Origin of the sequence: Streptomyces sp. ML-6 (genome assembly GCF_030116705.1) — a bacterium.
Taxonomy (GTDB): domain Bacteria; phylum Actinomycetota; class Actinomycetes; order Streptomycetales; family Streptomycetaceae; genus Streptomyces.
In genome coordinates, this window is record NZ_JAOTIK010000001.1 from 5,175,881 (window position 1) to 5,189,409 (window position 13,529).

2 protein-coding genes (1 of these 2 cut by a window edge) are annotated in these 13,529 nt (G+C 73.7%); both read left to right on the top strand.

Annotated elements, in window-relative coordinates:
• Positions 1-11,439, top strand: coding sequence for a non-ribosomal peptide synthetase (locus OCT49_RS23235; protein ID WP_283853769.1), 11,439 nt, complete (start codon positions 1-3; stop codon positions 11,437-11,439).
• A protein-coding gene (locus OCT49_RS23240; RefSeq protein ID WP_283853770.1) for a non-ribosomal peptide synthase/polyketide synthase crosses the window boundary here: on the top strand, positions 11,436-13,529 show its start. It continues 17,190 nt past the right edge of the window; only the first 2,094 of its 19,284 coding nucleotides appear in the window; its start codon is at positions 11,436-11,438; its stop codon lies beyond the right edge, outside the window. The genes OCT49_RS23235 and OCT49_RS23240 overlap by 4 nt, the downstream gene beginning before the upstream one ends.

Genomic DNA, 13,529 nt, shown 5'->3' on the forward strand with positions numbered 1-13,529 from the left:
ATGGGGTTTGGTTTGCTGCGGTATCTGCATCCGGTGGCGGGTGGGGTTCTGGCGTCGTTGCCGGAGCCGCAGGTGGGGTTCAACTATCTGGGTCGTTTTGCTGCTCAGGGTGGTGACTGGTCGCCGGTGGGTGAGGCCGGTGGTGTGGGTGGGGGTGTGGATCCGTCGATGCGGATGCCGCATGCGCTGGAGGTGAATGCGCTGACGCTGGACGGTGCGGAGGGTTCGGTGCTGTCGGCGGTGTGGGCGTGGCCGGGCGGGTTGTTCGGTGAGGGTGAGGTGGAGGGGCTTGCCCGTGCGTGGGTGGAGGTCCTGGAGTCGTTGGTGGTGGCGGCGGGTGAGCCGGGTGCGGGTGGTCTGACGCCGTCGGACGTTCCGTTGGTGGAGGTGACGCAGGACGAGATCGAGACGCTGGAGACCGCGTATCCGGGCCTGGTCGACGTCCTCCCGCTCTCCCCCCTCCAGGAAGGACTCCACTTCCACACCGTCTACGGCGGTGAGTCCGACGCCCCCGACCTCTACGCCATCCAGCTCGTCTTCGACCTCGAGGGCGACTTCGACGCCACGGCCATGCGCGCCGCGGCCCGGACCCTGCTGGAGCGCCGGCCCAACCTGCGGGCGGCCTTCGTCCACCAGGAGTCCGGCCGCCCGGTCCAGGTGATCCCCGCCTCCGCCGAGGTGCCGTGGCAGGACGTCGACCTGACCGGGTTCGACGAGGCCGACCGCGAGACGGAGGCCGCCCGGGTCCTCGACGAGGACCGGGCCCGCCGCTTCGACCCGGCCGCCCCGCCGCTCCTGCGCTTCACCGCCATCCGGCTCGGCGACCACCGCCACCGGCTCGTGCTGACCAACCACCACCTCCTGTGGGACGGCTGGTCGGTGCCCATCGCCGTACGCGAACTGTTCGAGCTGTACGCGCAAGGGGGCGACGGCTTCGCACTGCCCGAGCCCCCGCAGTTCCGCGACCACCTGGAATGGCTCTCCCGCCAGGACCGCGCCGCGGCCGGCACGGCATGGCGCGAGGCCCTGGCCGGACTCGACGAGCCCACCCTGCTCGCGCCCGCCGGGTCCGGGGACCTGCCGACGACACCGGAGCGGCACTCCGTCCGGCTGTCCGAGGACCTCACCGCGACCCTGCACGCCTGGGCGAGGTCGCACGGCCTCACCGTGAACACGCTCCTCCAGGGGGCGTGGGCCCTGCTGCTGGCCCGGCTCACCGGCCGCGACGACGTCGTCTTCGGCGCCACCGTCTCCGGCCGCCCCGCCGACCTGCCGGGGGCCGAGGGCATGGTGGGCCTGTTCAGCAACACCCTGCCCGTACGCCTCGTCCTGGACCCGGCCGAGCCGCTGGCGGACCTGCTCGCCCGGCTGCAGGACGAACAGGCCGGCCTCATGGAGCACCAGCACGTCGGCCTCTCCGAGGTCACCGCGTCGACCGGACTCGGCGAACTCTTCGACACCCTGCTGGTCTTCGAGAACTACCCGCTGGACCCGGGCGTCCTGGACCTGCCCGGCACCGGTCTGCGCGCCGTCGACGCCCGGGTCAGGGACGCGGCGCACTATCCGCTCTCGCTGGCCGTCGTCCCCGGCACCCGCCTGGAGCTGCGCTTCGACCACCGGCCGGACGCGTTCACCGCTGCCGGGGCCGAGCTGCTCGGGGACCGGCTGCGCGGACTGCTCGAACTGATCGTGACGGAGCCCGGGCGGCCGGTCGGCCGGGTCGGCGTCATCACCGCCGAGGAGACGGACCGGCTGCGGACCGAGTGGGACAGCACCACCCGTGACGTGCGGTTCGACGTCTTCCCCGAGCTGTTCCAGGCCCAGGCGGCCCGTACGCCGGACGCCACGGCCGTGGTGTACGACGAGCCGGAGGGGCCCTCGACCGAGCTCACCTACGCCGAGCTGGACGAGCGGGCCAACCACCTCGCCCACCTGCTCATCGCGCGGAACATCGGCCCCGAGTCCGTCGTGGGCCTGCTGCTGCCCCGCTCCGTCGACCAGGTGGTGGCCGTCCTCGCCGTGACGAAGGCGGGCGGCGCCTTCCTGCCCATCGACCCGGAGTACCCGGCCGAGCGGATCGCGTACGTGATCGGCGACGCCCGGCCCGCGCTGCTGCTGGTCGACCGGGACACCGCCCACCGGCTGCCGGAGATCGGCACCGGCACGGCCGCCCTGGTCCTCGGCGGTGACATCGCCCCCGAGCGCCCCGGACACAGCCCCACGGACGCGGACCGGCACGCCCCGCTGATGCTGGACAGCCCGGCGTACGTCATCTACACCTCGGGCTCCACCGGCAACCCCAAGGGCGTGCTGGTGACCCACCGGGGGGTGGCCAACCTCGCGGGCAGCCAGATCGAGCGGTTCGCCGTGCACGAGGGGAGCCGGGTGCTCCAGTTCGCCTCGCCGAGCTTCGACGCGGCCTTCTCCGAGCTGTGCCTGGCCCTGCTGTCCGGCTCGACGCTCGTCCTGGCGCCGGCCGACCGGCTGCTGCCGGGCCGGTCCCTCACCGAGCTGACCCACCGTCAGCGGGTCACCCACGCGACCATCCCGCCCGCCGCCCTCGCCGCGCTGGACGAGGACGGCCTGCCGCCGGGCATGGTGCTGACCGTGGCCGGCGAGGCGTGCTCCCCGGCGCTCGTCGAGCGGTGGTCGCGGGACCGCCGGATGATCAACGCCTACGGCCCGACGGAGACCACCGTCTGCGCCACCATGAGCGACCCGCTCTCCGCCGACGGCTCCCCGTCCGTCCCGCCGATCGGTCGTGCGGTGTGGAACACGCGGGTGTATGTGCTGGATGGGTCGTTGGGGTTGGTGGCTCCGGGTGTTGCGGGTGAGTTGTATGTGTCGGGTGTGGGGTTGGCGCGTGGGTATGTGGGGCGTGCGGGTCTGACGGGTTCGCGGTTTGTGGCGGATCCGTATGGTCCGGCTGGTTCGCGGATGTATCGCACGGGTGATGTGGTGCGGTTGTTGGCGGATGGTCAGGTGGAGTTTGTGGGTCGTGCTGATGATCAGGTGAAGATTCGGGGTTTCCGGGTCGAGCCGGGTGAGGTGTCGGCTGTGGTGGCTGGTTGTGCGGGGGTTGCGCAGGCGGCTGTGGTGGTGCGTGAGGACGGGGTGCGGGGTGCGCGGTTGGTGGCGTATGTGGTGCCCGAGTCCGGTGGTGGGGGTGTGGATGTGGGTGTGCTTCGTGGGGTGGTTGCGGGGCGGGTGCCGGATTACATGGTGCCGTCGGCGTTCGTGGTGATGGATGCGTTGCCGTTGACGGTGCACGGGAAGCTGGACCGGCGGGCGTTGCCGGAGCCGGAGTTGGTGGTGGGGGGTCGTGGGCCGAGGAGTGCGCGGGAGGAGATTCTGTGCGGTCTGTTCGGTGAGGTGCTGGGGTTGTCGGGGGTGGGGGTCGAGGACGGGTTCTTCGATCTGGGTGGTCATTCGTTGCTGGCGACGCGTCTGGTGAGCCGGGTGCGGTCGGTGCTGGGTGTGGAGTTGCCGATCCGGGCGCTCTTCGAGAACCCGACGGTGGCCGCGCTGGACCGGGTCCTGGACGAGGCCGCCCGCGCCCGCACCGCCCTGGCCCCCGTGCCCCGGCCCGAGACCGTTCCGCTCTCCTTCGGCCAGCGCCGGCTCTGGTTCCTGGAGCGCTTCGAGGGCGCCGGGGGCAGTGTCTCCCTGGCGGTCCGGCTCTCCGGCGAACTCGACGTGCAGGCGCTGCGGCTGGCCCTCGGCGACGTCGTGGCCCGGCACGAGGCGCTGCGCACCGTCTTCCCCGACGACGACGGCATCCCGCACCAGCGGGTGCTCGACTTCTGGGTGCCCGGCCTCGGCATCGTCGACGTGACCGAGTCCGAGCTCGACTCCGCCGTGCAGGACTTCGGCTCGCTGCCCGTCGACCTCGCGGTCGACCCGCCGCTGCGCGCCCGGGTCCTGAGGCTGGGCGAGCGGGACCACGTCCTGCTGGTCGTGCTGCACCACATCGCGGCCGACGGCTGGTCGCTGGCCCCGCTGGCCCGGGACCTGTCGGCCGCGTACACCGCCCGTGCGGCGGGCGGCGTCCCCGCGTGGGAGCCGCTGCCGGTCCAGTTCGCGGACTACACGCTGTGGCAGCGCGAGGTGCTCGGCGACGAGACCGAGCCCGAGAGCCCGATCGCCCGCCAGCTGAGCTACTGGTACGAGGCGCTGGCCGAGCTGCCCGACGAGATCGAGCTGCCCGCCGACCGGCCCCGCCCGCAACTGCCCGGCTACCGCGGCGGATCGGTGGAGTTCGGCTTCGACGCGGCGCTGCACGGCGAACTCACCGCGCTGGCCAAGGAGGCGAACGTCAGCCTCTTCATGGTGCTCCAGGCGGGGCTCGCCGCCCTGCTGACCCGGCTCGGCGCGGGCACCGACATCCCGCTCGGCACCCCGGTGGCGGGCCGGACCGACGAGGCGCTCGACGACCTCATCGGCTTCTTCGTGAACACCCTGGTGCTGCGCACCGACACCTCCGGCGACCCGACCTTCCGGGAGCTGCTGGACCGGGTCCGGGACACGGACCTGGCGGCCTACGCCCACCAGGACGTGCCGTTCGAGCGACTGGTGGAGGTCCTCAACCCGCCCCGTTCGCTGGCCCGGCACCCGCTGTTCCAGGTGATGCTGGCCCTGCAGAACACGCCGGACGGCACGCTGCGGCTGCCCGGCCTGGACGTCACCCCGCTGCCGCCCGCCCCCGCCGACGCCAAGTTCGACCTCGGCATCGAGCTGGTCGAGCGCCAGGACGAGGCCGGCGGCCCCGGCGGGATCCAGGGGCTGGCGCACTACAGCGCCGACCGGTTCGACCACGGCACCGTGCAGGGGCTGATGGACCGGTTCGCCCGCTGGCTGGCCTCCGCGGTGGCGGCACCGGACACCCGCATCGGCGCGTTCGACGTGCTGTCCACGGACGAGCGCGAGACCGTGCTGCACCGCTGGAACGACACCGACCACGCGCTGCCCGAGGGCACGCTGCCGGACCTCTTCGAGGCCCGGGCGGCCCGTACCCCCGGTGCCACGGCGGTCGTCGCCGCCACCGGACAGGAGCTCGACTACGCGGAGCTGAACCGTCGGGCGAACCGCCTGGCGCGGCTGCTGATCGAGTACGGGGCGCGCCCCGAGACCCTGGTCGCGGTCGCCGTGCCGCGCTCGGTGGAATGGCTCGTCGCCCTCCTCGCCGTCTCCAAGGCGGGGGCCGGTTACCTGCCGGTCGACCCCGGCCAGCCCGCGCAGCGCATCGCCCACGTCCTCGGTGACGCGGGGCCCGTCCTGGTCCTCACCGCCGGCGACGACGCCCGCGTGCCGGCCGGCGAGGCGTACCGCACGCTGCCGATCGCCGAGGGCGAGCGGCTCTGCGCCGGGTACGACGCCACCGATCCGACCGACGCGGAGCGCGGCGCCGTCCTCAGGCCGGAGCACCCGGCGTACGTCATCTACACCTCCGGCTCCACCGGGCTGCCCAAGGGCGTGCTGATCACGCACGCCAGCATCGGGAACCTCGCGGCGGTGCACATCGACCGGCTCGGCATCGACGCGGACAGCCGCGTCCTGCAGGCGGTGTCCACCACGTTCGACCCGTCCGTCGCCGACACCGTGATGGCGCTGCTGGCCGGTGCCACGCTGGTGCTCGCCGACCCGGAGCGGCACGTGGTGGGCGACCAGCTGGCCGAGGCCATCTCCACCCACGGCGTGACCCACCTCCAGCTGGCCGCCCCCGTGCTGGCCACGATCCCGGAGGCCGGTCTGGACACGCTGCGCTGCGTCGTCACGGGCGGCGAGGCGTGCTCGGCCGAACTGGTGGCGCGCTGGGCCGGGGGCGGACGCAAGGTCGTCAATGCCTACGGGCCCACCGAGATGACCGTCGCGACGACCATGACCGAGCCGCTGACCGGCGACACCACTCCGCCGATCGGTCGTGCGGTGTGGAACACGCGGGTGTATGTGCTGGATGGGTCGTTGGGTTTGGTGGCTCCGGGTGTTGCGGGTGAGTTGTATGTGTCGGGTGTGGGGTTGGCGCGTGGGTATGTGGGGCGTGCGGGTCTGACGGGTTCGCGGTTTGTGGCGGATCCGTATGGTCCGGCTGGTTCGCGGATGTATCGCACGGGTGATGTGGTGCGGTTGTTGGCGGATGGTCAGGTGGAGTTTGTGGGTCGTGCTGATGATCAGGTGAAGATTCGGGGTTTCCGGGTCGAGCCGGGTGAGGTGTCGGCTGTGGTGGCTGGTTGTGCGGGGGTTGCGCAGGCGGCTGTGGTGGTGCGTGAGGACGGGGTGCGGGGTGCGCGGTTGGTGGCGTATGTGGTGCCCGAGTCCGGTGGTGGGGGTGTGGATGTGGGTGTGCTTCGTGGGGTGGTTGCGGGGCGGGTGCCGGATTACATGGTGCCGTCGGCGTTCGTGGTGATGGATGCGTTGCCGTTGACGGTGCACGGGAAGCTGGACCGGCGGGCGTTGCCGGAGCCGGAGTTGGTGGTGGGGGGTCGTGGGCCGAGGAGTGCGCGGGAGGAGATTCTGTGCGGTCTGTTCGGTGAGGTGCTGGGGTTGTCGGGGGTGGGGGTCGAGGACGGGTTCTTCGATCTGGGTGGTCATTCGTTGCTGGCGACGCGTCTGGTGAGCCGGGTGCGGTCGGTGCTGGGTGTGGAGTTGCCGATCCGGGCGCTCTTCGAGAACCCGACGGTGGCCGCGCTGGACCGGGTCCTGGACGAGGCCGCCCGCGCCCGCACCGCCCTGGCCCCCGTGCCCCGGCCCGAGACCGTTCCGCTCTCCTCCGCCCAGCGCCGGCTCTGGTTCCTCAACCGGTTCGAGGAGAACTCGGCCGCGTACAACGTGCCGATGGCGGTCCGGCTCTCCGGCGACTTCGACGTGCAGGCGCTGCGGCTGGCCCTCGGCGACGTCGTGGCCCGGCACGAGGCGCTGCGCACCCTCTTCCCCGACGAGCAGGGCCAGCCGCGGCAGCAGATCCTGCCGCCGCTGGTGCCGGAGCTGCCCGTCCGGACCATCGAGGAGCAGGAGCTGTCCGGCGAACTGGCCTCGGCCGCCAACGCCGGCTTCGACCTGGGCCGCGAACTTCCCCTGCGCGCACAGGTGTTCCGGCTGGGCGAGCGGGACCACGTCCTGCTGGTCGTGCTGCACCACATCGCGGCCGACGGCTGGTCGCTGGCCCCGCTGGCCCGGGACCTGTCGGCCGCCTACACCGCCCGTGCGGCGGGCGACGCCCCCGCGTGGGAGCCGCTGCCGGTCCAGTACGCGGACTACACGCTGTGGCAGCGCGAGGTGCTCGGCGACGAGACCGAGCCCGACAGCTCGCTGGCCCGCCAGCTGGGCTACTGGCACGAGGCGCTGGCCGAACTGCCCGACGAGATCACGCTGCCCGTCGACCGGCCGCGCCCGCAGCTGCCGAGCCGTCGCGGCGAGAGTGCCGCCGTGCACATCCCCGCCGCGCTCCACCGGGACCTGGCCGCACTGGCCAAGGAGGCGAACGTCAGCCTCTTCATGGTCATGCAGGCCGGTGTCGCCGCCCTGCTGACCCGGCTCGGGGCGGGCACCGACATCCCGGTCGGCTCGCTGATCGCGGGCCGCACCGACGAGGCGCTCGACGAACTGGTCGGCTTCTTCGTGAACACCCTGGTGCTGCGCACGGACACCTCCGGCGACCCGGCCTTCACCGAACTCCTGGACCGGGTCCGGGAGACCGACCTCGCCGCGTACGCCCACCAGGACGTGCCGTTCGAGCGACTGGTGGAGGTCCTCAACCCGACGCGTTCGCTGGCCCGGCACCCGCTGTTCCAGGTGATGCTGTCGTTCCAGAACGCCGAGTCGACCGAACTGACGCTGCCGGGCCTGGACGTCACCACGCTCCGGATCGGTCTGGACGCCGCCAAGTTCGACCTGTCGTTCAACCTGGAGGAGCGGCAGACCGCCGACGGGGAACCGGACGGCATCACCGGCATGATCGAGTACGCCGTCGACCTGTTCGACCCGGCGACGGCCGAGATGATCGCGGACCGCCTGGCCCGGCTGCTGGACGCCGCCGTGGCCGGCCCCGACCGGCCCATCGGCGACCTCGCCATCGCCGTGCCCGGCGAACTCGAACGGGTGCTGGACGACTGGGGCCGGGGACGCGGCGGACCCGCCGGGGCCCCGACCCCCGCGGAGCTGTTCGCGGAACAGGCCGCCCGGACCCCCGGCGCCACGGCCGTCGTCGCGGCGGACGACACCCTCACCTTCGCCGAGCTCGACGCCCGCGCCAACCGGCTGGCCCAGGTGCTGACCGCGCGCGGAATCGGCGCCGAGTCCCTGGTGGGGCTGGCCATGCCCCGGTCCGCGGCGCTGGTGACGGCCCTCCTCGCGGTGCTCAAGACGGGCGGCGGCTACGTGCCGCTCGACCCGTCGTACCCGGCCGGCCGGCTGACGTACATGCTCGGCCGCACCCGCCCGGCCCTGGTGCTCACCGGCGCCGACGGCCTGCCCGGCGTGGACACGGCCGGCAGCGAGGTCCTCGGACCGGACGAGCTGGCCGCGGCCGCGGCCACCGCCCCCGACCACGCGCCACGGACGGCGCAGGTCCCGGGCGCGCCCGCCTACGTGATCCACACCTCCGGCTCCACCGGCCGCCCCAAGGGCGTCCTGGTGAGCCACGGCTCCATGGCCGGACTGTTCCGCGCCATGCGCGAGCGGGTGTACGCACCGGCGGCGGACGGGGACCGGCTGCGCGCCGCGCACTTCGCCTCGTTCTCCTTCGACGCCTCCGTCGACCAGCTGCTGTGGCTGTTCGACGGGCACGAGCTGCACGTCCTGGACGACGAGACCCGGACCGACCCGGACGCGCTGCTGCGCTACCTCGCCGAACGGCGCGTGGACGCCCTGAGCACCACGCCGTCGTACGCGGCGCAGCTCGTGGCCCGCGGCCTGCTGGACGGCCCGCACCGGCTGCGGGCGCTCGCCCTGGGCGCCGAGGCGGTGCCGGAACCGCTGTGGCGGCAGCTCGCCGAGACCCCCGGCCTGGCCGCGTTCAACCTGTACGGCCCCACCGAGTGCACGGTCGACTCCGTCGTCGTACGGATCGGTCCGGGCCGCCCGGTCATCGGCCGCCCGGTGCCCGGCACCACCGCCCGGGTGCTCGACGAGCGGCTGCGGCCGGTCCTGCCCGGCGTGCCCGGCGAACTCCACCTGTCCGGGCCCGCGCTGGCCCGCGGCTACGTGGCCGACTCCGCGCTGACGGCCGGCCGGTTCGTGGCGGACCCCTACGGCCCGCCCGGCACCCGGATGTACCGCACCGGGGACCTGGTGCGCTGGCGCGACGGCGTGCTGGAGTACCTCGGCCGGACCGACGACCAGGTGAAGATCCGCGGCTTCCGCATCGAACTCGGCGAGATCGAGTCGGCGCTGTCCGGACAGCCGGGCGTCGCCCAGGCGGCCGTCGTCGTGCGCGAGGACCGGCCCGGGGTGCGCCAGCTGGTCGCCTACACCGTGCCCGCGCCCGGCGGCCACCCCGACGCCGGCGAGCTGCGGGACCGGCTCGCGGCCGACCTGCCCGACTACATGGTGCCGGTCGCCGTGGTGGTGCTGGACGCCTTCCCGCTCACCCCGAGCGGAAAGGTGGACCGGCGCGCCCTGCCGGCCCCGGACCTCTCCGGCGGCGCCGCCGGACGGACCCCGCAGACCCGGCGCGAGGAACTGCTGACCGAACTCTTCGCCGAGGTGCTCGGACTGGACGAGGTCGGCGTGGACAGCAGCTTCTTCGACCTGGGCGGCGACAGCATCGTCTCCATCGAACTGGTCAGCCGGGCCCGCGCCCGCGGCCTGGTCTTCAGCCCCCGGGACGTGTTCCGGCACAAGACCGTCGCGGCCCTCGCCGCGGCGGCCGAGGAACGCGGCGGCGAAGGGGCGAAGGACCCGCAGGACGTGGCCGTCGGCGAGGTGGTGACCCTGCCGATCGTCGAGGAACTGCGCGAACGCGGCGGCCCGAGCGACGGCGTCAACCAGGCGACGCTGCTCACCGTCCCGGCGGACCTCGGCGAGCAGCGGCTCGTCACCGCCCTGCAGACCCTGTTCGACCACCACGGCGCGCTGCGCCTGCGGCTCGAACGGGGCGGGAGCTGGCGGCTGGAGGTGGCCGCCCCCGGCACGGTCGACGCCGCGCGAGCGGTGCGCCGCGTCGACGCGGCCGGGGCGGGCGGCGACCGGCTGGCCGCACTGATCCGCACGGAGGGCGAGGCGGCCCGCGACCGGCTCGACCCCGAGGCGGGCGTCATGGCGCAGGCGGTCTGGTTCGACGCCGGCCCGCAGGAGTCCGGCAGGCTGCTGCTCGTCCTGCACCACCTCGCGGTGGACGGCGTGTCCTGGCGCATCCTGGTCCCCGACCTGGTCGAGGCGTGGCGGGCCGCGGGGGCGGGCGAACCGGCCGCCCTGGCCCCGGAGGGCACCTCCTTCCGGCGCTGGACGCAGCACCTGGCCCGGCTCGCCCACGAGCCGCTGCGCCGGGCCGAACTCCCCTTCTGGCAGCAGATGCTGACCGGCCCCGACCCGGAGCTGGGCAGCCGCCCGATGGACCCGGAGCGGGACACCGTGGGCGCGCTGCGCTCGGTGACGGTCGAACTGCCCGCCGGGCGGGCCGAGGCCCTGCTGACGACGGTCCCCGCGGCCTTCCACGCCGGGGTGAACGACGTCCTGCTCACCGGGCTGGCCCTGGCCCTGGCCGACTGGCGCCGCCGCACCGGCCGCGGCCGGGACACCGGTGTGCTGCTGGACCTGGAGAGCCACGGCCGGGAGGACATCGTCGAGGGCGTGGACCTGTCCCGCACCGTCGGCTGGTTCACCAGCAGCCACCCCGTGCGGCTGGACCCGGGCCCGGTGGACGTGGCCGAGGCGCTGGCCGCCGGCCAGGCCGCCGGACGCGCGCTCAAGCGGATCAAGGAACAACTGCGGGCCGTGCCCGACCACGGCATCGGCTACGGGCTGCTGCGCCACCTCAACGCGGAGACGGCCGCCGAGCTGAGCGGCCGGCCGGCCCCACAGATCGGATTCAACTACCTGGGCAGGTTCGGGGCGTCGGCCCCGGCCGGCCAGTGGGCGGCGGCACCGGAGACCGGTGCGCTGCCCGGACACGCCGAACCGGGCGCGCGGCTCCCGCACGCCCTGGAGATCAACGCCGCTGCCCACGAGAGCGATGCGGGAACCCTGCTCTCGGCGACCCTGGCCTGGCCGGACGGACTGCTGTCCGAGGCCGAGGTCCAGGATCTCGCCGAGACCTGGCTCCGGGCCCTGGAGGCCATCGCCACGCACGCGGAGAACCCCGACGCCGGCGGGTGGACCCCGTCGGACGTCGCACTGACATCACTGACGCAGAGTCAGATCGATCAAGTCCTCGCCGCGGACGACGAGGACGACGAAGAGGATGAAGAGGACGACATGGACTCATTCTGGGGGGACGCACGGTGAACGCTCGGATCGAGGACATCCTGCCGCTCTCACCCCTCCAGGAGGGGCTGCTCTTCCACGCTCTCTACGACCACCAGGCTCCTGACGTCTACACCGTCCAGATCGTCCTCGACATCGAGGGCGAGGTCGACGCGGCGGCCCTGCGCGCCGCCGCCGAGACGCTCCTGCGCCGCCACGCCAACCTGCGTGCCGCGTTCCGCTACGAGGGCCTCGACCGGCCGGTGCAGGTCATCCGGCGCAAGATCAGGCTGCCCTGGTACGAGTTCGACCTGCGCGAGCGCACGGACGAGGACCGGGAGGGCGAACTCGCCCGCATCCTGGAGCTCGACCGGTCCCGGAAGTTCGACCTCGGCAAGGCCCCGCTGATCCGCTTCCTGCTGATCAGGCTCGGCGACGACCGCTACCGGTTCGTGGTGAGCAACCACCACATCCTGCTCGACGGCTGGTCCACCCCGCTGCTGTTCTCGGAGCTGTTCGCGCTCTACCTGAGCCGCGGCGACGACAGCGCCCTGCCGCGCGTCACCCCGTACCGCGACTACCTCGGCTGGCTCGCGGGCCAGGACCGCGGCGCCGCCGAGGAGGCCTGGCGCCACGCGCTGGCCGGGGTCGACGAACCGACCCTGGTCGCGCCCGTGGACGCGACGGCCGCCGCGGTCCGCCCCGACCGCTTCCTCTTCGAGCTGGACGAGGAACTGACCGCCCGGCTCAACGCCGCCGCCCGCCGGCACGACGTCACCCTGAACACCGTCGTGCAGACCGTGTGGGGGCTGCTGCTCTCCACGATCACCGGCCGCGACGACGTCATCACCGGCACCACCGTCTCGGTGCGCCCGCCGGACCTCGACGGCGTCCGCAGCATGGTCGGCCTGCTCCTCAACACGCTGCCCCTGCGGCTGCGCATCGACCCGGCCGAGCCGCTGTCCGCACTGCTCCGCCGGGTGCAGGACGAACAGGTCTCGCTCATGCCCCACCAGCACCTGGGACTGGCCGAGATCCAGGCGCTGACCGGCGCCGGAACGCTCTTCGACACCTCCGTCGTCTTCGAGAACTACCCGGTCGACCCGGACGCGGTGGACGCGCCCATCGGCGGGCTGCGCATCCGCGACGTCGAGGGCCGGGACGCCAACCACTACCCGCTCGGCCTGACCGTGGCCCCCGGCGCCCGCATCCTGCTCAAGCTCGACTACCGGCCCGACGTCTTCGACGCGGAGCTCGTGGAGCGCCTGGGAGCCCGGATGCGGCAGCTCTTCGAGCAGGCCGCGGACGACGCCGGCCGGCCGGTCGGACAGCTGGCCCTGCTGACCGACGACGAGCACCGGGCCGCGCTGGCCCGCAGCACGGGCCCGCGCCGCGACGTGCCGGCCGCGACGCTGCCCGACCTCTTCGAGGCCCAGGTCGCGCGCACGCCCGACGCGCCCGCCGTGGCGTTCGAGGACACCGAGCTGACCTTCGCCGAACTCGACGACCGGGTGAACCGCCTGGCCCGGCTGCTGATCGAACGCGGCGCCGGCCCCGAGCAGCTGGTCGCCGTGGCCGTGGAACGCTCGGTGGACCTGGTCGCCGCCGTCCTCGCCGTCGTCAAGACCGGCGCCGCCTACCTCCCGATCGACGTCGAACAGCCCGCGGAACGACTGGAGTTCGTGCTCGGCGACGCCGCGCCGACGCTGCTGCTCGCCACCGCCGCGACCGCCGGCCGGCTGCCCGCCGGGGACCTGCCCGTGCTGGTCCTCGACGACCCGGCGACCGTGGCCGCCCGCGACGCCGCCGGGGCCGGCGCGCCCACCGACGCCGACCGCCTCTCCCCGCTGCGCACCGACCACGCGGTGTACGTCATCTACACCTCCGGCTCCACCGGCCGCCCCAAGGGCGTCGTCGTCGACCACGCCTCCCTCAGCGCCTACCTGGCCTGGGCGCGGGAACACTACGACGCGGGCGACGGCCGCTGGCTGGTCCACTCGCCGATCTCCTTCGACCTGACGGTGACCGGCCTCTTCGTCCCCCTGACCACGGGTGGCTGCGCCCACCTGGTCGAGCTGCGCGAAGGCGCCCCCGACGGGCCGCCCACCCGGCGCCCGGCCCTGGTCAAGGGC

Excerpts from the sequence above, each read along its gene's own strand:
- OCT49_RS23235 (WP_283853769.1), top strand. The coding sequence starts at position 1 with ATGGGGTTTGGTTTGCTGCGGTATCTGCATCCGGTGGCGGGTGGGGTT.